The sequence below is a fragment of the Paenibacillus polymyxa genome (assembly GCF_015710975.1).
Taxonomy (GTDB): Bacteria; Bacillota; Bacilli; order Paenibacillales; family Paenibacillaceae; genus Paenibacillus; species Paenibacillus polymyxa.
Genome location: NZ_CP049783.1, coordinates 1,876,791 through 1,898,103, shown reverse-complemented (window position 1 = coordinate 1,898,103; position 21,313 = coordinate 1,876,791). Strand labels below are relative to the sequence as shown.

The 21,313-nt window shown below is 45.6% G+C and carries 24 protein-coding genes and 1 tRNA gene; 3 read left to right on the top strand and 22 right to left on the bottom strand.

Translation table 11 applies throughout. From position 1 onward, the window contains the following. Nucleotides 1-44: 44 nt before the first annotated feature. The 16 genes from dnaB to rpsF all read right to left on the bottom strand — a co-directional run bounded on the left by dnaB (nt 45) and on the right by rpsF (nt 15,444). Entirely contained in the window at nt 45-1,403 is a 1,359-nt protein-coding gene (dnaB, locus tag G7035_RS08540) for a replicative DNA helicase (RefSeq protein ID WP_013373892.1), read from the bottom strand. A gap of 5 nt (nt 1,404-1,408) precedes the next feature. Continuing rightward, on the bottom strand, nt 1,409-1,849 hold the full coding sequence (gene rplI / locus G7035_RS08535; protein ID WP_019689087.1) for a 50S ribosomal protein L9: 441 nt from the start codon (nt 1,847-1,849) through the stop codon (nt 1,409-1,411). Beyond that, on the bottom strand, nt 1,846-3,834 hold the full coding sequence (locus G7035_RS08530; RefSeq protein ID WP_016822462.1) for a DHH family phosphoesterase: 1,989 nt from the start codon (nt 3,832-3,834) through the stop codon (nt 1,846-1,848). Before G7035_RS08530 ends, rplI begins: the two co-directional genes overlap by 4 nt. A gap of 11 nt (nt 3,835-3,845) precedes the next feature. Beyond that, on the bottom strand, nt 3,846-4,763 hold the full coding sequence (locus G7035_RS08525; RefSeq protein ID WP_016822461.1) for a DUF2232 domain-containing protein: 918 nt from the start codon (nt 4,761-4,763) through the stop codon (nt 3,846-3,848). 5 nt (nt 4,764-4,768) lie between these two features. After that, nucleotides 4,769-5,071 carry a MazG-like family protein gene (locus G7035_RS08520; protein WP_013373896.1) on the bottom strand — a complete coding sequence of 101 codons (303 nt, stop codon included), beginning with the start codon at nt 5,069-5,071 and terminating at the stop codon, nt 4,769-4,771. Between the two features lie 189 nt (nt 5,072-5,260). Then, nucleotides 5,261-5,689, bottom strand: coding sequence for a CBS domain-containing protein (locus tag G7035_RS08515; RefSeq protein ID WP_013373897.1), 429 nt, complete (start codon nt 5,687-5,689; stop codon nt 5,261-5,263). Between the two features lie 45 nt (nt 5,690-5,734). Continuing rightward, nucleotides 5,735-6,796, bottom strand: a complete 1,062-nt coding sequence (locus tag G7035_RS08510; protein WP_019689088.1) for an LCP family protein — start codon at nt 6,794-6,796, stop codon at nt 5,735-5,737. A 233-nt stretch (nt 6,797-7,029) separates the two neighbouring features. After that, entirely contained in the window at nt 7,030-7,971 is a 942-nt protein-coding gene (locus G7035_RS08505) for a D-alanyl-D-alanine carboxypeptidase family protein (RefSeq protein ID WP_019689089.1), read from the bottom strand. A gap of 160 nt (nt 7,972-8,131) precedes the next feature. Then, nucleotides 8,132-9,097 (bottom strand): ABC transporter ATP-binding protein, encoded by a 966-nt coding sequence (locus tag G7035_RS08500; RefSeq protein ID WP_016822458.1) that lies wholly within the window; start codon nt 9,095-9,097, stop codon nt 8,132-8,134. Further along, complete coding sequence (locus G7035_RS08495; RefSeq protein WP_016822457.1) at nt 9,094-10,077, bottom strand: ABC transporter ATP-binding protein; 984 nt, start codon at nt 10,075-10,077, stop codon at nt 9,094-9,096. The genes G7035_RS08500 and G7035_RS08495 overlap by 4 nt, the downstream gene beginning before the upstream one ends. Before the next feature lie 13 nt (nt 10,078-10,090). Beyond that, entirely contained in the window at nt 10,091-11,014 is a 924-nt protein-coding gene (gene opp4C / locus G7035_RS08490; RefSeq protein WP_016822456.1) for an oligopeptide ABC transporter permease, read from the bottom strand. A gap of 11 nt (nt 11,015-11,025) precedes the next feature. After that, nucleotides 11,026-11,988 carry an ABC transporter permease gene (locus tag G7035_RS08485; RefSeq protein WP_016822455.1) on the bottom strand — a complete coding sequence of 321 codons (963 nt, stop codon included), beginning with the start codon at nt 11,986-11,988 and terminating at the stop codon, nt 11,026-11,028. Between the two features lie 68 nt (nt 11,989-12,056). Further along, nucleotides 12,057-13,796 (bottom strand): ABC transporter substrate-binding protein, encoded by a 1,740-nt coding sequence (locus G7035_RS08480; protein ID WP_019689090.1) that lies wholly within the window; start codon nt 13,794-13,796, stop codon nt 12,057-12,059. Nucleotides 13,797-14,324: 528 nt separating this feature from the next. Then, nucleotides 14,325-14,597 carry a 30S ribosomal protein S18 gene (gene rpsR / locus G7035_RS08475; RefSeq protein ID WP_013312800.1) on the bottom strand — a complete coding sequence of 91 codons (273 nt, stop codon included), beginning with the start codon at nt 14,595-14,597 and terminating at the stop codon, nt 14,325-14,327. A gap of 21 nt (nt 14,598-14,618) precedes the next feature. Beyond that, on the bottom strand, nt 14,619-15,110 hold the full coding sequence (ssb, locus tag G7035_RS08470) for a single-stranded DNA-binding protein (protein ID WP_019689091.1): 492 nt from the start codon (nt 15,108-15,110) through the stop codon (nt 14,619-14,621). Between the two features lie 49 nt (nt 15,111-15,159). Then, entirely contained in the window at nt 15,160-15,444 is a 285-nt protein-coding gene (rpsF, locus tag G7035_RS08465) for a 30S ribosomal protein S6 (RefSeq protein ID WP_007433230.1), read from the bottom strand. 318 nt (nt 15,445-15,762) lie between these two features. On the opposite strand from rpsF, the gene G7035_RS08460 reads away from it, so the two are divergent. Both G7035_RS08460 and G7035_RS08455 read left to right on the top strand, forming a co-directional pair. Further along, nucleotides 15,763-15,957, top strand: a complete 195-nt coding sequence (locus tag G7035_RS08460) for a YjzC family protein (RefSeq protein WP_013373906.1) — start codon at nt 15,763-15,765, stop codon at nt 15,955-15,957. A gap of 366 nt (nt 15,958-16,323) precedes the next feature. Then, complete coding sequence (locus G7035_RS08455) at nt 16,324-16,641, top strand: hypothetical protein (RefSeq protein ID WP_016822453.1); 318 nt, start codon at nt 16,324-16,326, stop codon at nt 16,639-16,641. A gap of 207 nt (nt 16,642-16,848) precedes the next feature. Here G7035_RS08455 and G7035_RS08450 read toward each other — a convergent pair. The 3 genes from G7035_RS08450 to G7035_RS08440 all read right to left on the bottom strand — a co-directional run bounded on the left by G7035_RS08450 (nt 16,849) and on the right by G7035_RS08440 (nt 18,181). Then, a tRNA-Ser gene (locus tag G7035_RS08450) sits at nt 16,849-16,939 on the bottom strand. Nucleotides 16,940-17,016: 77 nt separating this feature from the next. Further along, nucleotides 17,017-17,241, bottom strand: a complete 225-nt coding sequence (locus G7035_RS08445; protein ID WP_016822452.1) for a DUF951 domain-containing protein — start codon at nt 17,239-17,241, stop codon at nt 17,017-17,019. Then, nucleotides 17,231-18,181 carry a mechanosensitive ion channel family protein gene (locus G7035_RS08440; RefSeq protein ID WP_019689092.1) on the bottom strand — a complete coding sequence of 317 codons (951 nt, stop codon included), beginning with the start codon at nt 18,179-18,181 and terminating at the stop codon, nt 17,231-17,233. Before G7035_RS08440 ends, G7035_RS08445 begins: the two co-directional genes overlap by 11 nt. A 250-nt stretch (nt 18,182-18,431) precedes the next feature. Between G7035_RS08440 and yyaC the strand changes: the two genes are divergently transcribed. Then, nucleotides 18,432-19,034 carry a spore protease YyaC gene (gene yyaC / locus G7035_RS08435; protein WP_019689093.1) on the top strand — a complete coding sequence of 201 codons (603 nt, stop codon included), beginning with the start codon at nt 18,432-18,434 and terminating at the stop codon, nt 19,032-19,034. Here the strand turns inward: yyaC and G7035_RS08430 are convergent. The 3 genes from G7035_RS08430 to G7035_RS08420 all read right to left on the bottom strand — a co-directional run bounded on the left by G7035_RS08430 (nt 18,988) and on the right by G7035_RS08420 (nt 21,310). Continuing rightward, nucleotides 18,988-19,509 (bottom strand): DUF4446 family protein, encoded by a 522-nt coding sequence (locus G7035_RS08430; RefSeq protein ID WP_016822449.1) that lies wholly within the window; start codon nt 19,507-19,509, stop codon nt 18,988-18,990. The genes yyaC and G7035_RS08430 overlap by 47 nt on opposite strands. A gap of 204 nt (nt 19,510-19,713) precedes the next feature. Beyond that, nucleotides 19,714-20,556, bottom strand: a complete 843-nt coding sequence (locus G7035_RS08425; protein ID WP_016822448.1) for a ParB/RepB/Spo0J family partition protein — start codon at nt 20,554-20,556, stop codon at nt 19,714-19,716. Continuing rightward, a complete protein-coding gene (locus G7035_RS08420) occupies nt 20,549-21,310 on the bottom strand; it encodes a ParA family protein (protein WP_013373915.1) in 762 nt (253 codons plus the stop codon). The genes G7035_RS08425 and G7035_RS08420 overlap by 8 nt, the downstream gene beginning before the upstream one ends. Between the last annotated feature and the right edge of the window lie 3 nt (nt 21,311-21,313).

Here is a 21,313-nt window from a genome sequence, read left to right as displayed (position 1 = left end):
GCGATACCCGCGTCGAAAGAGCCTTTTCTAATCATACAAATATATTAACCGGCGAACGCATCCGAATGGGCACGCTCGTAATTAGCGAATTTATTATAATTTTTGAGAAATACCAGCTCTACCGTACCGACCGGGCCGTTACGCTGCTTGGCAATGATAATTTCAATAATATTTTTCTTTTCTGTTTCCTGATTATAATAATCATCCCGGTACAGAAACGCAACGATGTCAGCATCCTGCTCAATGGAACCCGATTCCCGCAAGTCACTCATCATGGGCCGCTTATCTTGACGCTGCTCCACACCCCGGCTCAGCTGGGAAAGGGCAATTACAGGCACTTCAAGCTCACGGGCAATTTGTTTCAATGTCCGTGAAATTTCGGATACCTCCTGCTGCCGGTTCTCGCCCGCTTTGCCACGTCCGTGAATGAGCTGCAAGTAGTCAATAACGATCATACCCAGTCCCTTTTCCGCCTTGAGACGGCGACATTTGGCACGGATATCAGCCACAGTGATGCCGGGCGTATCATCGATATAGATTTCCGCCTCTGACAAGGCTGCAATGCCCATCGTCAGCTTCGCCCAATCGTCGTCGCCTTTAAATTCACCTGTCCGCATGACGTTCGCGTCCAAGTTAGCCTCGGCACAGATCATCCGCTGCACGAGCTGAGCCGCCGACATCTCCAGACTGAAGATGGCAACCGTCTCTTTTGCCCGTACTGCAACGTTTTGTGCAATATTCAGGGCGAATGCCGTTTTACCTACAGATGGACGGGCAGCCACAATGATCAGGTCATTGCGCTGGAAACCCGCCGTCATCTTGTCCAGGTCAACGAATCCGGACGGAATTCCGGTCGTGTTTCCCTTGTTCTGATGCAGCAATTCAACGCGGTCGAACACTTCCATCACGACATCGCGGATGGCGATAAAACCACTGCCTGAGCGCCCGTTGGAGATTTCCATAATCTTGCGCTCAGCATCACTCAGCATACCGGCGACATCCTCGCCACTGCTATAGCCTTCGCTCACAATCTGTGTAGCTGCACGAATCAAGCGACGAAGCATCGCTTTTTCTTCAATGATCTGGGCATAGTAATCCACGTTAGCCGCTGTTGGTACCCCGTGAGCCAGCTTCGCCAGATAACTGACACCGCCGATATCCTCCAGCTGACCTTTGTCCTGAATTTTCGAGGTCAGCGTAACCAAGTCAATCGGCTGTCCGGATTCACCCAGCTCAATCATTGCTTCGTAAATCATTTGATGAGCTTTATCGTAAAAGTCCTCGGTCTGCACCCGCTCCATTGCGGTAATCAGTGCTTCAGACTGAAGCAAAATAGACCCAATAACCGCCTGTTCAGCCTCCAGATTTTGCGGAGGAATCCGATCAAAAAATTCGCCGCCCATAATTATTATTCAGTCACCTGTACTTTCAGCGTAGCTTTGACCTCAGGATGAAGCTTGACGGTCATTTGAGTCACGCCCAACGTACGAATCGGTTCTTCCAGCTCGATTTTGCGTTTGTCCAGCTTGATGCCTGTTTTAGCAACAGCCTCTGCGATTTGCTTGCTTGTAATCGCGCCGAACAGACGTCCACCTTCTCCAGCCTTTGCTTTGAGCTGAATTGTAGTCTCTTCCAGCTTTTTGCCGAGTACTTGTGCCTCTTCCTTTTCCTCTTGCTTGCGTTTCTCCTCAGCAGCATTTTGGTTTTCCAGCGTCTTCATATTTCCTTCCGTTGCTGGACGGGCAATCCCACGCGGCAACAGAAAATTCGCTGCATAACCGTCGGATACTTCCTTAACCTGCCCCTTCTTACCTTGGCCCTTCATATCTTTAATGAATATTACTTTCATTCAAATAACCCCTCTTCCCCATCAATTTCGGCCAGTACGTCGACCACTCTGCGCTTAGCTTCCTCCAGCGAGCAATCCAGCTGAACCGCTGCGTTCGTCAGATGTCCTCCGCCGCCTAGCCGTTCCATGACAACCTGTACGTTCATGCGTCCGAGTGATCGGGCGCTGATCCCCACCAGGCCGTCAGGACGTTCACTGACCACAAAGGAGGCCAGTACATCCGTCATATTGAGTAATGAATCCGCCACCTGAGCAATCAGGAGCTGCGGTATTTTTTGTCCGGGCTCGGTCACCGCAATTGCGATATGCCCATATATCATTTTAGCATGCTTAATAATTTCCGCCTTAGCAATATATTCATCCAGGTCCTCTTTTAACATGCGCTGGATCATCACTGTATCTGCTCCACTACGTCTTAAGAAGCCAGCTGCCTCAAACGTGCGTGAGCCTGTATGCAGGGAGAAATGCTTGGTATCCACCGTAATCCCCGCCAGCAGTGATGTTGCCTCCAGCGGTGTCAGCTGGACCTTTTCATGGATATATTGCAGCAGCTCAGTCACCAGTTCACAGGCCGATGACGCGTATGGCTCCAAATAGATCAGAACAGAATCATTAATAAATTCCTCGCCCCGACGGTGATGATCCACAACCACCACCCGGCTGGCCGTCTGCACCAGACGCGGCTCAATCGTCATTGACGCCTTGTGCGTATCCACCACAACCAGCAGGCTGTGCTCGGTCATCACCTGAAGCGACTGCTCCGGTGTCATGAGCGCTTGCGACAGCTTCTCATCCTTGTTTACCTGCTCCATCATTCGGTCAATAGACGGATTGGATTTGTCCAGTACAATATGGGCCTCTACATTGTAAAGTGCCGCAGCCTTCCACACACCGATAGCTGCTCCTATTGCATCCATGTCCGGTATTTTGTGTCCCATAATCAGCACACGGTCGCTCTCCTGCATCAGATCACGCAACGCATGCGCAATGACTCGGGCACGCACCCTGGTACGCTTCTCGACAGCATTGGACTTGCCTCCGTAAAAGGACAGGCGCTGTCCCGCTTTCACTGCTGCTTGATCTCCCCCACGTCCAAGCGCCATATCTAGACTGGATTGAGCTAGCTCGCCCAGCTCCTTGATACTCTCTGCCCCGAAAGACAAACCAATGCTCAATGTCATCGGTACTTTCAAATCTGCTGTCATTTCCCGCACGGTATCCAAAATGACGAATCGGCTTTGCTCCAGCTCCTGGAGTGCTTTATGATTCAGCATAATAAGATAACGCTCAGATGACAACCGGCGCAAATAAATATTGTATTGATTGGCCCAAGACGTAATCTCGCTGGAAACCTTCGCAATAAGCGCGGTACGCTGCTGATCGTCCATTCCCTGAGCAGCCTCGTCCATATTATCAAGCATGACAATACCAAGCGCTAACCGCTCGTTCTCATACTGCTTGCGCAGTACCGCGAGCTCCGTCACTTCATACAAATATATCAGACGCTCATCAGGCACGATTAGAAACTGATAATGACGCTCATCATGCTGTAATTCCACCTTTAGTTCACGAGCAGACTCTTTCGTTTCCTTTTTAGTGCTTAGAGCGTTTGCGAGTTGAGGAAACAAATCTTGAAGGGGCTCTCCAATCAACGATTGCTCCTCGAACATCTCACTGGCAAAGCGATTGTGCCATTCTACCGTCCGATTTTCACTGTATAAAATGATACCGAACGGCAGTGTACTGATCGCTTCTCCCTCCACCCGCTTGATCCGGAAGGAAAGGCCACTGATATATTGATTCAGTTCCCGACGGAAATCCAGCTCCGTCTTCAGCATCAATCCGCCGAGCAAGAATGATAGCAGCAGTCCTATCACACCCAGTTCCCAGTTGTACATGGAAATACATATGACAAGCACCAGCAGCAGTAAAAACGCCCAGACCGTCTGATAGCCGTGCCAGCGTTTTTGTAGAAATTTAGGCATGACTGTTCACCCTATTTCTTTGATCTTGTAATAGCTTCACGCAGCGGAAAGGCCAAATCAATAATACCTATAATGCGGAGCGGCTGGAACACCAGAACGACGAGCGACAGCAGCAACGCAATCACTGGGCTCATTTTACGGCTATGCGTCCAGAAGTATACAAAACCAATTGTCTGGATAATAAAACATGCATGGATCAGCGGTAGCATACTAATGGAAACCGTTTGAATCCAGCTGCTATCGGAGGAATCCGCTATCCATCCAATTACAATTGCCAGCAGATAGTACCAGATCAGCGTGCGTGGTAGCATCCACTCGCGGGCAGGCTTCATTTTACGTACCGGCACATCGAGACTGCTCAATGCTGGACGTGCCAAAGCATGTGTGATCACTGCCAGTATAAACGAGCTGACGATCATCACATATGGAACTTTACCAATCAGCATTGTACCGAGTTTCTGCGTATCTTCAGCTGTCCAGCTCATATTCGCAAACATCGGATTCGCACTTAAAATCTGCTGTACAATACTGGCCGATATCTCAGCCTGATCCCGAAGGGACTGCGAAAGATCAAACCCGAAGGAATACGTAGCGATAAACAGTACAAACAACAACTCGGCTAAAATAATGCCTGTTCCGGTCATCAACGCCTGAAAAGCAGATCCTCCCTTTTTATATATCCGTCCCATCAATATAGAAGGAATCAGAAAGTAAATCGCAGGAAGCAGCGAATACACATCGAGTAGCGCTATAATTAAAAGCACCGGTATGACGTGAACCAGAAATCCTTTGAAAGGCAGCGATGAAAACAATACAGCGCCAGGCACAATCAGAAAAAATACGGTAATAATTCTAAATGGTGTCAATAGAGTCAGCAGCAGAAGCAAATAAATAACGCTCCATGCTACAGTGGCCAAGCGGAATTTCAACGTTTTCACCTCTTACGCATATGTTCTTCCAGTGCGGAAATGTCCTGATACCAATCCTCCAGCTGGTGTCCTTCTTTTCTGTGCTTTCTTAGCTTGTCGATGAGTAGATCATCCAATTCACGGTAAGACACCCCAAGACGCCTCCCCAGAATATAACTGCTCATCACCAGGCTGGCCAAACAGTCACCAATACGGACTGTACTGCCTTCCCACATCGCCTTAAACAGACGGGAGACTTGGTCAAGCACCTCTGTTTTAAGCCATTCAATAACCTTGGCTCGTTTAACTACATCCATTTCTTTAGGCATATGATGAAGAGTCACACCCCTCTGAAAAAGCTTTATTCTCCATTATAGCATATCCTATTTTGAAAATAACTGTTACCCCATAGGGTAAATCGTTATTTTCAGAGCAGCTTTGCTGCTTATTATAAGCCCATGTCAACACTGTTAGCCCCTAGGGTAATAGTAATCTTCAGTGCGGCTTTGTTGCTTATTTTAGCTTGAAGTATTAAGCGATTCCTTAGACACAAATTTCTCACAATACTCAATAATTTGGCTGCGGCGCACGATACCGATAAACCGTTCCATATCATCCACAACGGGCACAAAGTTTTGTACCTTCGCCAAATTAATCAGATCCTCCATATTGGCATCAATGGATACAGGTTTCATCGAAACCCGCAGCGGAACGTCCTTGAGCATAAACTTAGAAGCGTTTTCAAAGGTGATTTTCCCCTCGGACTCTTTCATATGCCACAATAGGTCACCCTCTGTAACCGTACCCGTATATCTACCTTCCTTATCCAAAATAGGAACCGCTGTGAACCGGTGATATTCCATTCGTTCCAATGTTTGCCGTAGAGTAGCATCCGCCGTTACACAAGCGACCTCTTGTTTGGGAAGCAAGAAAAAAGCAATATTCATGAGAAACGAATCCCCCTCAAAATCAAATATAAATCCATTGATTACTCACTGAATGTCCTGTTTGTCGGGAAGCCTCAGCGTCTGCGGGGTTGTATCAGAGTCTAGCCAGTTCGCAATCATAAGTCTGGCATATTCAAGTTCCTGTTCATTAGCCCGGTCATAGTACAGGCCCTTCTTCTTGAACCCTTCCCCCGTAATCGTAAAACTTGAGATTTGTGGATTCCCTTGTGAAATAGCTTGCTTGCCAAGCCCAGTAATAAAGGCAGGTTCCATATCCGTTGTGAAATTGGCCCCCATGATATCGAGCAACTCCGGGATCTTGGTGATTCCGTCGATATTCAGTAGCCTATCGGCCATAGCATTCAAAAAAATTTGCTGACGTTTTGTACGGTTGAAGTCGCTATCTTCCCGATACCTAACATAATACATGGCTTCTTCACCATTATAAAGCGGCTTGCCCGCCTCAATACGGAACTTGATATGCAGCGGGTTTTTATTCTCGATGGGCTGGTCGATAGGTAACACTACTCCGCCCACTGCATTCACGGCATCCTGAATACCCTGGAAATTAATCGTAGCATAATAATCGACCTTATGCTCCATCAGCTTCTCTACAGTGGCCATGGACATATCCTCGCCTCCGAACGCATAAGCATGCCCTAACTTATCAAAATCATCCTCGCCATCTCGATTGGAATCATGTCCGGCAATCTGTACATACGTATCCCTTGGGATAGAAATCAAGAGCACACGCGATTCTGCGGGCCGTACAGCAGCATATATCACCGTATCTGAGCGACCACGTGCCTTTTCATTGGGCCGTTGATCTGTCCCCAGTAATAACACCGAAAAAGGCTCCTTCTGGTAAGCAATGGTCTCTTGGGGCTGTTGTTCCTTGGATTGACGAGGCTGGTAGGATTTCTCCAGCTTGCTTTCCAGCGTCGGTGACACAAACCAGTCAAAAGCCACGAGCGTCAGCTGTTTGCGGAATAGATAGCCCCCTACTGCAACTAAAAGCAAGACAATACATGAAATATATAGAGCGGTAAACCTCTTTTTCTTTTTGGGCTTTCCACGGGTCCTTCTCTTATGTCTTCTCTCCATCATGGCTTCCTTCCTTCTTTCGTCCACAAATCCCATCTCTTCATTAAACCGGATTGATCCCTCATGAAGCGGAAACTTCCCCTCAAAGCATAAAAGGTCTGCTACCTTGTTGTCAAAAGTGCCATGGCGTGGTTAGTTCCTCAAACTCATGACAAAAAAGGCTTTGCCCTTACGGTCAAAGCCCTCATTTACGTTTATATAAGTATTCTATGTAGCTTTCAAAGTTATCTTTTATCTTAATGCAGAGACAGTTTCACCAAATTTTGCAATCGTACCGGAAAAGAGGTGGACAGAGAAAAACCATAATCAAACAGCTTCCGTGTCTGTGCGAAACGCTCTTCCTTGCTCGGTGCACCCAGCACTACAGCAACTAATCGTTTGCCATGCTGCTCAGCTGTACCAGTGAAGCAGTATCCAGCATCGCTTGTGTACCCTGCTTTCAATCCGTCCGTCCCCGCATAAGAGTACGGTCCAGCCAAGGAAGGCAGCATCCAGTTCGTATTACTGATGTAAATGCCCTTATCCTTCAATTCCATCTGTGTGCGGCTGGACGTTCTGAGAATCTCAGGATGTGACGTAATCAAGTAAGAGGCCAACTTTGCAGTATCGCTTGCCGTCATTTTCGTTTCTCCGCGAATATCCTTAGGATGGTTCGGCCCCAATTCACTCTGACCAGCCCCAGAGGCATTACTAAAGCGACTATCGGGTGACAGCCCAATTTGAGCAGCCTTTTCATTCATGCGCTTCACAAAAGCGGACTCATTCCCTGATGAACGCTCTGCCAGCGCTACAGCGGCGTCATTCGCTGAATACACAACCATACTTTGGAACAGTTCAGATACGGTCATTCTTTCCCCATACCGAAGAGACAGATTCACACCACCCACCGTACTGGCATAACGACTAATTCGCACCTCATCATTCCAGCCTAACCGTCCGGTCCGAATATCCTCCAGTACCAACAGCTCGGTCATGAGCTTGGACATATTTGCAGAAGGCATAGGCTTATCGCCATTCACATCCATCAGTAATTCCCCGGTGTGCATGTCCATCAGCACTGCAGCGTCTGCATCCACATTCGGCTTTCCGATCAACAAGCGGGGTCCAAGAGTAATAAAAATCAATATAATAAGTACCGGGACGACAATAGCCCAACGTAACCAATGTTTTTTCATCATCGTAATAACCTCCATATCTTATTAGACGATGAAAAATCCATTTTGTCTGCAATTTTTCGAAAAAAAGATACAATTTTTTTACCTTTTTTTATTCCACGACAAAATATCCGCCAATCCTTGTTACAGGATGACGGATATTTTGCTTCTTCAGTATGTCGTATCAGGCAAAGTGACAGGCTACAAAATGCTGGTCGCCCGCATCTCGGTATACTGGAGCCTCTGTTCTACAGCGCGCTTCCGCCATAGGACAGCGTGTATGAAACTTGCATCCTGACGGCGGATTAGCCGGAGACGGGATGTCCCCTTTTAACACAATCCGCTGCCTTTTGATCGTCGGATCTGGAATCGGTACTGCTGATAGCAGAGCCTTGGTGTATGGGTGTAGCGGATTGCTGAACAGCTCCTCCTTGGAAGCCAACTCTACCATCGAGCCCAGATACATCACACCAATCCGGCTACACAGATGCTCGACTACACTCAGATCATGCGAGATGAACAGGTACGTCAGTTGGCGTTCCTGCTGCAAATCGCTTAACAAGTTAATGATCTGGGCCTGAATCGACACATCCAGAGCAGATACCGGCTCGTCAGCCACAATAAAATCAGGATTCAAAATCAAGGCCCTTGCAATCCCGATCCGCTGCCGCTGACCGCCAGAGAACTCATGCGGATAACGATCATAGTGATATGAGGACAGCCCACAAATGTTCAGCGTTTCGTTGACCTTCTGCCGTAGCTCATTACGATCAATCAACCCGTGATCCAGCAAAGCCTCTCCGATCGCCTCACCCACCTTAATTCTCGGGTTCAGTGAACTAAAAGGGTCCTGGAAGACGATTTGCAGCTTTGGACGAAGCGCACGAATCTGCTCCTTGTTTAATGCGTGCAAATCTTCGCCCTTGTACCGTACTGATCCCTCTGTCTTATCCATCAATCTGAGAATCGTGCGTCCAATCGTACTTTTACCGCAGCCCGATTCTCCTACCAGACCAAACGATTCACCCTTATGAATATGAAAGGATACATCATCGACCGCCTTGACATGTCCGACCGTACGCTGAAAAACCCCGCCTGTGATTGGGAAATACTTTTTCAGCCCTTCCACTTGAATTAAAGGCTCGCTCATATTCGTTGCCCTCCTTCTTTCTCATATAGCCAGCAGGCAACCTTATGGCCATTCTCCTTTTCATTCAAGGGAGGGGCCTGATCCTTGCATATTTGCATACAATGTGCGCATCGATCATGAAAATGGCAATTTTCGCCCAGCTCAATGGGGTTTGGCACCTGCCCTGGGATGGAATATAGCCGATCCATTTTCTGATTAATGACAGGCTTTGCCTTTAATAGTCCTTGAGTATACGGATGCTGCGGATTTTTGAACAGCTCAATGACAGGAGCCTCTTCAATAACGTTCCCGGCATACATAACGACCACATAATCGGCCATTTCTGCCACGACACCCAAGTCATGTGTTATCAGCATAATGGACGTTTTAAGCTTATCCTTCAAATCCCGCATTAAATCGAGAATCTGTGCCTGGATCGTTACATCCAGTGCCGTTGTCGGTTCATCCGCAATCAACAGCTTCGGATTACAGCTTAAAGCAATAGCAATCATAATCCGCTGGCGCATACCGCCACTCAACTCATGAGGATAGGAATTGAATATTTCCTCCGATCGCGAAATGCCCACCAAATTAATTAGTTCAATTGCCCGGGCGCGTGCCTCCCTTTTACTCATTAATGTATGCATCAGCAACGGCTCCGTAATCTGTTCCCCGATCGTAAGCACCGGATTCAGAGAAGACATCGGTTCCTGAAAAATAATCGAAATGTCATTGCCGCGAATTTGCTGCATTTGCCCTTTATTGAGTTTTAGGAGATCCTTGCCCTCAAACCAAATTTGTCCGTCTGAGGTGTGGGGAGAATCAATCAACCGCATCATTGTCATCGCAGTTACACTCTTACCACAGCCAGATTCTCCTACCACACAGAGCGTTTCACCCTCACGAATTTTAAAACTGACGTCATTGACCGCTTTGACAGTTCCGTTAGAGGTATGAAAGTGGGTTTTCAGGTTACGAAATTCAATCAAAGCATTTTCCATAAACGTTCGTCTCCTACTTCTTCATTTTAGGGTCCAGCGCGTCACGCAAGCCGTCACCAATCAGATTAATCGCTACAACGGTAATTAGAATACACATTCCCGGTGGTACCCATATCCAGGGCCGTTTGCGGAAGTCAATCAGATTATTCGCAGCCGATATCATGTTCCCCCACGAAGGTGTGGGCGGCACGACGCCAATCCCCAAGTAACTGAGCGCAGATTCTGTAATAATCGCACCAGCCACTCCAAGCGTAGCCGTAACAATAATAGTAGGAATCGTGTTCGGTAGCAGATGTCGGAATATTTTGCGGCGGTCTCTCAACCCCAGCGCTTCCGTCGCCTGCATGAACTCCTGTTCACGCAGCGTAAGAATCTGCCCTCTGACCAGACGGGACAAGCTCGTCCAGCTCAGGACCCCAATAATAAGCATCAGAAAATAAATACGGTTCGACGGATCAACCTTCAAATCCGATAGAACAGCACCTAAAATAATAAGCAGCGGCAATGTAGGCAGCGCCATAAAAATATCGGCAATCCGCATAATAACCGTATCCACGCCTTTACGATAAAACCCTGCCAGCGCACCCAACGTTGCCCCGATCATGACCGAAATAAACGTGGCGACCAGCCCCACTGTCAAAGAAATACGGCCAGCCAGCATCGTACGCAGTAAAATATCTCTACCAAACTTATCCGTACCGAGCCAGTACTTCGCATTAGGGGATAAGTTTTTGTCAGAGAGCTTGTAATCATCTAAGTGATAAGGTGAAATCATGGGACCAAATACACAAATGATAACCATCAGAATTAATATAACGAGACCTGCCAAAGCCAAGCGGTTTTGGTTAAAACGGCGAACGGCGATTCTCCATGGAGACGCTTCAGGACGGATCGCCGCCTTTTGATTGGTTTCAATCGTGACTGTTTCTGCGGACAATAGTATCCCTCCTACTTCAAGCGAATTCTTGGATCTGCCATGCCATACAATACATCAGAAAGTAGATTGCCGATGAGCGTGAGAACAGCTAGGAAAATGGTGAAGCCCAACATAAACGGATAGTCCCGCATACTAATGGACTCCAGGTAGACCTGCCCCACACCCGGCCATACAAATACCTTTTCCAGGATCATTGCCCCACCAAATAAGGCTGGAAGCTCGAACCCGAGCAGTGTGATTGCTGGAATCAGGGCATTGCGCAGTGCATGTTTGAAAATAACCGTCCGTTCCTTCAAGCCCTTGGCGCGTGCGGTACGGATATAATCCTGACGGATGACCTCCAACATGCCTGTACGGAAATAACGAGTCAGGCTTCCTGTACTCAGCATCGTAAGTACGAGTGTCGGCAGGAACATATGCTTGAGGACATCCACCATATACGCCCACGAACCTGCTTCCATCCCTGCTGTAGTCATACCCCCAACCGGGAGAATTCCCCATTCAAGGGCAAATATTTTGATGACCAATAGACCAATAAAAAATGAAGGCAGCGACATACATAAGAAAATGAATAACGTCACGAACTTATCGAATAAGGAATATTGAAACTTAGCTGAAAATACCCCTGCAACAACTGCAATGAGCCAGCTAAAAATAAGACTAAAAAAAGCGATAATAAAAGAGTTCCATACATAATTGCCAATGACCTTCGTTACCGGCTGCTTATGCTGTAATGAATCCCCCATATTTCCCTTTAACATATTACCGGCCCATATAAAATAACGTTGGTATTCCGGCTTATCCAGCCCGTAGATATGTCGTAGCTGCTGCGCCTTCTCGGCGGTCATATTCGGGTTCTGCTTGGCTGTAATGTAATCACCCGGCACCATGGCTGAAATCGCAAAAACGATAATGGATATGCCAATAAGTGTGGGGATGAGTTGCAGCAGTCTTCGAATAATGTACTGCTTCATATTCATTCCTCCAGACGAATAAAGTGATATGCCCAGCTCGTGAGAGCTGAGCATACGGTTGGCATCCCTTATTGAGCGATTTGAGCGTTATGCAGAGTGAACTCAAAATCTTTGTATGGCGTAATTTCTAGGCCGGATACACGTCCATTCACTGGCCACATATCTCTGCGTTGGTACATAAAGATAGTTGGCAGATCTTTGTTCAACTCTTGATAGAGCTGTTTGTAAATCTGTTTGCGTTTCTCTTGATCCAGTTCATGCTTACCAGCAAGCGTTAATTCATCGACCTTTTTATTAGAGTAGCCGATATCGTTTTGTGCACCATTCGTAATAAAAGTCGTTGTGTCCGGGTCTGGAGTTAAGCCCCAGGCCGCAAAGAACATATCAAACTTGCCTGTATCCTTTTTATCCATAATGGCGTTAAAATCTAAAGTTTCGGAAGTCAGCTTGATGCCTAGCTCCTTATAGTTATTGGACATGATTGGTAGCAAGGCCTCTACTACTGGATTATCAGCAGTTGCGGAGAAGTTAATGGTCAGCTTTTCGCCGTCCTTTTCACGAATCCCGTCAGCACCAACCTTCCAGCCTGCCTCATCCAGCAAAGCCTTCGCCTTCGCTGTATCAAATTCATATTTGTTGATGCCTTCATCCGTATAAGACCAAGATTCTGTAGATTGTGGAATGTTAATGACATTCGCATATGGGCCATACACGCCCTGTACAATCTCTTTACGGTTTAAACCAATAGTTAAAGCCTGACGCACTTTAGGGTCCTGGAATTTCTTTTCCTTGTGATTAAATGCAATATATCCATAGCCATTGGTCGGCATTATATTCACGTCCAAGAAGCCTAGAGCCTTTAATTCCTCTACATTGTCTTCCGTAACTGTGATGTTGTCCATGTCCGTTTCGCCTGTTTGCAGCATAGACAGGTTTGTTTCTTCTGTTGTCGTTTTGAAAATAACTGATTTTACCTTTGGTGCGCCCTTGAAGTAGTTTGGATTCGCTTCAAGTACGACTTGCTGACCGGGGGAAAAGCTCTTCAGCACATACTGCCCGGAGCCGATTGGTTTATTATTAAGCGCCTTGATGCTGTCCAGGTTACCCTTCTTGAACCCTTTTCCGTAATAAGCTTCTGGCATGAAGTATTGCTCACCCAGATAATCCTTCGTATAAGCTGTTGCTTCTGTAACGGTTACCTCTACTGTATTATCATCGATGACCTTGATACCCGAGATATCATTCGCCTTGCCATCGTGGTATTCCTTACCGCCTTTAATCTTAAAAGATAATATATCGCTTTCTCCATCATAATTCGGATCATGCAGCACTTTGAGAACAAAAGCATAATCCTTTACGGTTACTGGAGTGCCGTCACTATACTTCACACCTGGTTTCAGATGGAAGGTGTATTTTAGACCATCCGGCGATACATCAACCTTCTCAGCCAAACTATTTTCATATGTACCATCTGCCTTCACCTGTAAGAAGGAATCAAATACCGTTCTGACTACATATAAATCGTAAGTTGTTTGCCAGAATAACGGGTTAAATACCCCTTTAGGTGATGTCATACCTACTACAATGTTATCTTTCCGATTTGTTGCTCCCGGAGGATTTTGTGACAAATCCGTCGCTTTAATTACACCCTCTGTAACTGGTGCGCTGCCTTCATTTCCCTCTGTTTTCTTATCCGCATTACCTTGCTGCGGCTGTGCCTCATTAGCACCTCCACTACATCCTGCAAACAGAACACCAACGATCGTAAGCACCATAAGCAAAGAAACCCATTTCTTCGTTTGCACCATCCTGTTAATCCCCCTTAGTCGGTCTTTATTTAACAGCCTGTCTCATTCCTGCGGTGATTCGTTAAAGCTTGAGGTTTGAAAATGAAGTTTGCACATCCTCCTTACTGTTCCTAATGATAGCGTAGAACACATGTTTTAGACACTTGGTCAATTTTGTGCACCGACAACCATTACATTTTTATTAAGGTTTATCTTAAGTGTAAAATAATATCACGTCAATATCTTTTTTTATGTAATATACAATTGCAAAACATCTATTTTTGTAAAGTTTATGAAATTTACTTAAGGAAAATGACAAAAAATTCGAGTGTTATGTAATATAAAATAACATTTCGAATGATCGAAATGTGTACTCTGGCGAGTTGGGGAGCTTGAAATTTCCTAAGCCACTAAAAGGCAAATCATACTTAATGGGTAAACATGGATTGTATTATTAGTAAGTTACAATAGATGGCACTTGTTGTCAATAAAAAAAATCATAAAAAAAGATGTCCCCACAATGGGAACATCTTTTCTTTCCACCCACTACTATTCAGTAGTGTAAGGAAGCAATGCGATTTGACGGGAACGTTTAACAGCGATTGTCAACATACGTTGATATTTCGCGCTTGTTCCAGTCACGCGACGAGGAAGAATTTTTCCACGTTCGCTGATGAATTTTTTAAGCAGGTCTGTATCTTTATAGTCAATGTGAGTAATTTTGTTCACAGTGAAGAAACATACTTTACGACGTTTGTTGCGACCACCACGACGAGCTGGTCTTTTGTTATCGTCTCCGCCTTCTCTTTGTCTGAAGCCCATTCTTTGTCAGTCCTTTCCCAATTAAAATGGTAGATCATCATCCGAAATATCGATCGGTTTTCCGTCATCGGAAAAAGGATCCTGATTGTTTCGCGAGTTATTACTCCCGCGCCCACTATTGCTGTTACCGCCTCCGAAAGGAGACTCCTCACGCATACCTCCACCGCTATTGCCGCCACCGTTGCCGCTATCGCGGCTAGATTCCAAGAAACGTACATTATCAGCAACAATTTCAGTCACGTATACACGTTTGCCTTCATTGTTCTCATAATTACGCACCTGTACACGGCCTTCAACAGCCGTCAAACGACCTTTACGAAGATAGTTAGCGCATGTTTCAGCAAGCTGACGCCAGGTTACGATCGGCAAGAAATCCGCTTCCCGTTCGCCGCCTTGACTTGTAAACGGACGGTCTACAGCCAGGGTGAACTGGGTTACTGCTACACCAGACGGTGTATAGCGCAGCTCTGGATCTTTGGTCAAACGACCGATCAGAATGACACGGTTCAACAATCCAATCCCCTCCTTTGAGCGTTGTTCATTACATAATCACGTACAATAATTAAGCTACGTCGTTCGTAATGAGATAACGAATTACTTCGTCAGAAATTTTCATGATACGCTCAAGCTCAGTAACAACAGCAGGTTCTGCTGTGAAGTTTACCAGAACGAAAGAACCATCACGGAATTTCTTGATCTCATACGCAAGACGGCGTTTAGTTACATCGTGATTCGTAATTTCGCCACCGCCGTTAGAGATGATACCTTGGAATTTGTCGACTGTCGCTTGAACAGCTTCTTGTTCAATGTCAGGACGAATAATGTACATCACTTCATATTTGCGCATTCTTTACACCTCCTTATGGACATAAGGCCCTCAATCTCAGTTGAGAGCAAGGAACGAGCCTAAACTCGCACTAAAACAGTTTACCAAATCGAGCACCTGAATGCAACCTGCAATTTCGAGCACAAGGCTAAAAGCTGTTCACACACAACCTATTATTAGCTTTATACATTTTTATATCACTTCACAAATTTTGCATATATAAAGGAAATCATTTTTGATTAACTACTATCTGTGTGCCCTGATTTCGCATGTTTCTGTTTAAGACAGCGCACAATAACCGTTGCAGTCCAAATTCATTATCTAAGGAGGCACAACCGTATGGGTGAAAAGACTGAGTTCGTACCCGGGGATAAGGTCCCAAATGACGGCGTATATATGGAGGTTGGAGAAAAAAGCTTTCATACTGAAATCCAAAACCCGCAGCAAATAACGTTGGAAAGAGGCGATTCTTTTCCGAAGACCACCAACCATAATCGCAAGTGGAAGAAAAAAACGAAAGCTCGTGTCCACTAATGTATATTTCTTCGGAATCCTGGCCATATTATGATTAGGCGATACAACAGAGAGGTGTGGTTCCGTTGGACAACGTAGCCTTACAAACTGTTAGGAGATCCATTCCGGGCATTAGAAGCGTTAGGTTTGTGTAAAAGGACACTGTCTTTTCAACACGGTATTGCTAGTCAGTACACCGAGTTTCATGATGTGATTGGACAGATCGTATCCTGTTAAAAATGTATCGCCTACGATGGAGGACCTTTGTGGTCCTCCTTTGTTGCATTATCGGACTTTTTGCATATGCTGGTAAAATGCAGATTAATTCAGCTCCTTCTGCTAGAATATATCCAAGTACAAAGACCTACTATCTACGGAGGTTTAAAGATGAGCTATTCTCGTATATTAAAGTGGATATCAGGTATATTCGAATTGGTGCTGGCTGTACCGATTGTGGGAGGAGCTATTGTCATGGGGACTGGCTACTCAGCACTGGGGTTTATGCTTGTCCTGCATGCAGTAACACTTATCCTGTCGTTACGCAATCAGGAAGCGATCTACGGTTCTGTCTGGGGAGTACTCACTTCCTTGCTAGCCTGGATTCCTTTTGTTGGCTGGGCACTCCATTTGATCGCTGCCATCCTGCTGATGATCTCTGGCTCAAAGAGAACAAAACGCTATCATTACCCGCCTAACCAGCTATAACAAAAGAATGCTCCTGACGGCAATTATTTCAAACGCTGTTAGGAGCTTTCTTTTACTTTAACACCTTATTCATTCACCAAGAGGTTCTTAATCATTTCTTCGATAACGCTACATTCATTTTTATAACCTAATAATGGTTTATTTCCATAAACCAAAAAATCTCTTACGTCAGCTGACGTAAGAGATTGATCAAGTTCATGAAGTTAGTGGCGGAAAGAGTGGGATTCGAACCCACGCACGCCTTGCGACGCCTAACTGATTTCGAGTCAGCCCCCTTGGACCTCTTGGGTACCTTTCCGCAGCAAGGATAATTATATCATCATTGCTACCATGACGCAAGCTGATTTCTTGTTCACCATGATCCACTTTCTCTGCTCAAATGGTTTCCGAATTTTGCTCGCCAGCGCTGGACTTTGAGCGCAACACTTTCTTCATATTCTTTTCGAACTTGGCACGCGGAATCAGCACACTATGCTGGCATCCGACACATTTGATTCGAATATCCATCCCCATCCGGATAATTTCCATCTCGTTCGTTCCACATGGATGAGGCTTCTTCATCTGCACAATATCCCCTAGTTCAAACGACTTACGCTCCACCCTTCTCTCCCCCTTTTCTTCCTGACTCATCTTCTTTTTCAAGGGTGATCGCCGTCTCCAGTGCGGCCTGACGATGTTCCTCGTCCTCTAGAGCCCTCTTGATATTATTCTGAATATCACGCTCTACCAAGGCCCCTGTGTTCGGCATACATTCCGCCACAACCCGTACGATATACTCTGATGTAGTCATGGACTGAACGCCTAACACATCCGGCATATTAAGTATCTGCGCATTGGACTCTTCGATGCCTTGGATCGCCTGTTTTACCAAGCTGACGGCTTCCTCCAGACTACGCTCCGCCTTCATCGGCACATCTACCACCGCCAACGCGTTGGACATGGAGAAGTTCGTTACCGTCGTAATGGAGCCGTTCGGTAAAATATACACCTCACCTTTCCAGCTCACCAGCCTGGTTGTACGCAGCCCAATCATTTCTACCGTCCCCTTGAAAGTTCCCGTCTGAATGACGTCTCCTACGGCAAATTGATCCTCAAATATAATAAAGAATCCGGTAATTACATCCTTAACCAAGCTCTGTGCCCCAAAACCTACAGCCAACCCAAGCACTCCAGCTCCAGCAATCAGAGGGCCTAGATTTATACCCATTTGCGATAGCACCAGCATAATCAAGATGAAATTGAACACAATATTTGTTACATTTTTCAGCAGTTCGCCCACAGTCGTTAACCGTCTGGTATTCAATCGGAATCTGCCGTTATCTCCCTTTTGCTCCATCGACTTATCTATAATTTTATTAATAACTCGAATAAAGATACGTGTAATGATGAAAATAATTACGATTTTCAAAACCACAAACAAAAAGGTCGACCACATCGCACTATCTGTAAGCCATTTCCATACAGCATCCTTCCAATGAATCGCACCTTGCACTACGTCATCCGTGTCTAAATTACCGGCCAACCAATGTATAAAGGTCATGCTGTACTCCTCCTCAAACCAGGGAACCACTCTTTCTATTTCCCACATTCTATTTCCTATCTATATAAGCATATCTCCCGACTTCAAACATACGACTATGAATAATCTACTTTTCCCGAGTATAAAAACGCAAGTTTATCCATATACTAGCTACTATCTTGAGAATAATTGTTACCCGCAGGCCAAGTGAAATCTTAAAGGTAGGCGAGCACAACCTGCACGCTCCATTACAGGACGAAAGGAAGATTCCATGACTCATTCTGACTTCATTCCGGGGCAAGAACCCCTAAGCTTAAAAATATCACACACCGATCCCGGGATCCAATCAGCCATCATCCATCGCTTGCTGTTCCATCTGCATCAGGCACGGAGTCTGCAAAATATCGTCATCATTTGCATCGGCACCGATCGTTCTACTGGAGATTGCCTTGGTCCGCTCGTTGGTACCCATTTGTCACGCTATAAAAGCCCCCTGTTTAACTTGTATGGAACATTAGATGAGCCTGTACATGCTATGAACCTTCAAACGACCCTGAACGGCATACATGACCGATACGAACAGCCTTATATCATTGGTATAGACGCATGTCTTGGACAAACCTCCAGTGTTGGATGCATTCAGGTTGCAGAGGGTCCTCTTAAACCTGGAGCAGGTGTAAATAAAGAATTACCGCCGGTCGGCGATATCCATTTGACTGGTATCGTTAACGTCGGCGGCTTCATGGAATACTTTGTGTTGCAAAATACGAGACTAAATTTGGTCATGAAATTATCAGATATCATAGCTAGTAGCTTATACTCCGCAATTAAGGAGTGGCATTACCGGTCTGTCCTACTTGCTGCGCAAGAGTAATAGCTTCTTTCTCTTCAGGTGATAAGGAATAAGAAGATTGTCCCGCTTCCAGAGGCTTGGCATACACATATGAGCCATCCCGGTTATAAATACCGGTCAATACTATTCCGTCCTGATTATCGTCTACAATAGCCAGAGAGAAGCTTAGATCGCTCCCTCTCTCACCAAAGGCATTATAGCGTTTGATGCCTATATGTCCCTTCAAGCCAGTCAGTTTGCTGCGTAGTGATTTCATACTTGCACGGTGGGCTTCCTGCTCATCTTCAATCGTGTCCATCTGTACCTTTAAATCAATCAGCAGCGTCTCCAAATTCTCTACCCCGCTGCCTGCCATCATGGTTTCATACTTTCGCCGCATCTTCTTTAGCTTTGATCCCTGTACAATAACAACAATCAACAGGATAAGCAAAATAAGCACGATCCCTGCAACAATACCAGCAAGCTGCTCCATGATTAGTCCATTCAATTCAGCCATATGTTTGTTTCTACCCCTCTACCTCAAAAATCATGTTACTGCTTTGCTTACCTTTTATTTTAAACGTTTGAGAACAGCGAGACAAATAACACAAGGCTATTAGTTTATCCATCAAAACCATTCTAATTCCTGCAATTCCAGACAAAGCAAAGACATATCTCACTTTCCATTTCACTCAAGGAGACATGTCCATATTTTTACAGACTACTGTAATAGCTCCAGTAATCTTTCCAAATCCTGCTGGCTGTAATAATTCAATTCGATTTTTCCTTTATCTTTATTGTGCTTGATCTTCACAGTTGTTTTAAAACGCTCGCGCAGGGACTCTTCCATATGGTCAATATAGGGGTCCTTTTTTCGCACCTTTGCTTTAGCTTTTGTTTCTCCAGGCTTATGATCCAACTGTTGTACGGCTTCCTCAAGTTCACGAACACTCCACTGTTGCTCAATGCATTGCATGGCCAGCTGTTTTACCATGTCTGGATCTTTAAGCCCGACTATTGCTCTAGCATGCCCCATAGACAATGTTCCACGTGAAACATGATCTTTAACCTCCTCAGGCAATGCGAGCAAACGGAGAAAATTGGCAATGTGTGAACGTGATTTTCCCACTTTCATGGACAACTCTTCCTGAGTTAAAGAAAACTGATCCATTAACCCCTGATAAGCCACCGCCACTTCCATTGCATTTAAGTTTTCACGCTGCAAATTCTCAATCAGGGCAATCTCCATTACCTGCTGATCTGTAAAATTGCGAACAACCACAGGTATGGTTGGATTCCCGCAAAATTGAGAGGCCCGAAACCGTCTTTCCCCGGCTATAATCTCATAACCTCTCAAGACACTACGCGCAATAATGGGTTGGATAACACCGTGCTGACGAATGGATTCCGCTAATTCCTTAATGGACTCCTCATCAAACGTTTTCCGAGGCTGGTATGGGTTCGCCCGCAACTGACTGAGCGGAATGTCAACAACCTTATCCTCGTCACTGACTGTAAGGGAGGGAATAAGTGCGTCCAGTCCCTTTCCCAACCGTTTACTCATAAGATACCACTTCCTTTGCCAACTCAATATATACCTCTGCCCCACGAGACCGGGGATCATACGTAATAATGGACTGGCCATGTGATGGTGCTTCGCTGAGTCTCACGTTGCGTGGAATAATCGTCTGATAAACTTTGCTTTGAAAATATTTTTTCACTTCTTCAATCACCTGAATACCCAAGTTCGTGCGGGCGTCAAACATGGTTAGCAACACGCCCTCAATTTGCAATGAGGTGTTTAGATGTTTTTGCACTAATCGCACGGTATTCAACAATTGGCTTAATCCTTCCAGCGCGTAATATTCACATTGGATTGGAATAATGACTGAATCGGAAGCCGTCAAGGAATTGAGCGTCAAAATCCCCAGTGATGGAGGGCAATCTATTAATATATAATCGTAATTATGCTTGACGAGTTGAAGTGATCTTTTTAATCTCAATTCGCGAGAAATAGTTGGTACCAGCTCGATTTCAGCACCTGCTAATTGGATGGTTGCCGGGATAATATCCAATCCCTCAACCTGTGTACTGATAATCGCCTCGCTAGGGTCAACTTCGTTAATGAGTACGTCATAAATACAATTTGCCACATCCGCCTTATTGATACCCACACCGCTAGTTGTATTACCTTGCGGGTCGATATCCACGAGCAATACCCTTTTGCCGAGGGAAGCAAGTCCGGCGCCCAAATTCACGGAAGTAGTCGTTTTGCCTACTCCGCCTTTTTGATTGGCTACGGCTATTATTTTTGACACTTC

Excerpts from the sequence above, each read along its gene's own strand:
- G7035_RS08495 (WP_016822457.1), bottom strand. The coding sequence starts at position 10,077 with ATGGAAAATGCTTTGATTGAATTTCGTAACCTGAAAACCCACTTTCAT.
- G7035_RS08425 (WP_016822448.1), bottom strand. The coding sequence starts at position 20,556 with ATGAGTAAACGGTTGGGAAAGGGACTGGACGCACTTATTCCCTCCCTT.
- G7035_RS08430 (WP_016822449.1), bottom strand. The coding sequence starts at position 19,509 with ATGGCTGAATTGAATGGACTAATCATGGAGCAGCTTGCTGGTATTGTT.
- G7035_RS08480 (WP_019689090.1), bottom strand. The coding sequence starts at position 13,796 with ATGGTGCAAACGAAGAAATGGGTTTCTTTGCTTATGGTGCTTACGATC.
- G7035_RS08515 (WP_013373897.1), bottom strand. The coding sequence starts at position 5,689 with ATGAATATTGCTTTTTTCTTGCTTCCCAAACAAGAGGTCGCTTGTGTA.
- G7035_RS08440 (WP_019689092.1), bottom strand. The coding sequence starts at position 18,181 with ATGACCTTTATACATTGGTTGGCCGGTAATTTAGACACGGATGACGTA.
- G7035_RS08455 (WP_016822453.1), top strand. The coding sequence starts at position 16,324 with ATGAGCTATTCTCGTATATTAAAGTGGATATCAGGTATATTCGAATTG.
- yyaC (WP_019689093.1), top strand. The coding sequence starts at position 18,432 with ATGACTCATTCTGACTTCATTCCGGGGCAAGAACCCCTAAGCTTAAAA.
- G7035_RS08500 (WP_016822458.1), bottom strand. The coding sequence starts at position 9,097 with ATGAGCGAGCCTTTAATTCAAGTGGAAGGGCTGAAAAAGTATTTCCCA.
- dnaB (WP_013373892.1), bottom strand. The coding sequence starts at position 1,403 with ATGGGCGGCGAATTTTTTGATCGGATTCCTCCGCAAAATCTGGAGGCT.
- G7035_RS08485 (WP_016822455.1), bottom strand. The coding sequence starts at position 11,988 with ATGAAGCAGTACATTATTCGAAGACTGCTGCAACTCATCCCCACACTT.
- G7035_RS08520 (WP_013373896.1), bottom strand. The coding sequence starts at position 5,071 with ATGCCTAAAGAAATGGATGTAGTTAAACGAGCCAAGGTTATTGAATGG.
- rplI (WP_019689087.1), bottom strand. The coding sequence starts at position 1,849 with ATGAAAGTAATATTCATTAAAGATATGAAGGGCCAAGGTAAGAAGGGG.
- rpsR (WP_013312800.1), bottom strand. The coding sequence starts at position 14,597 with ATGGGCTTCAGACAAAGAGAAGGCGGAGACGATAACAAAAGACCAGCT.
- G7035_RS08510 (WP_019689088.1), bottom strand. The coding sequence starts at position 6,796 with ATGATGGAGAGAAGACATAAGAGAAGGACCCGTGGAAAGCCCAAAAAG.
- G7035_RS08460 (WP_013373906.1), top strand. The coding sequence starts at position 15,763 with ATGGGTGAAAAGACTGAGTTCGTACCCGGGGATAAGGTCCCAAATGAC.
- G7035_RS08530 (WP_016822462.1), bottom strand. The coding sequence starts at position 3,834 with ATGCCTAAATTTCTACAAAAACGCTGGCACGGCTATCAGACGGTCTGG.
- G7035_RS08505 (WP_019689089.1), bottom strand. The coding sequence starts at position 7,971 with ATGATGAAAAAACATTGGTTACGTTGGGCTATTGTCGTCCCGGTACTT.
- rpsF (WP_007433230.1), bottom strand. The coding sequence starts at position 15,444 with ATGCGCAAATATGAAGTGATGTACATTATTCGTCCTGACATTGAACAA.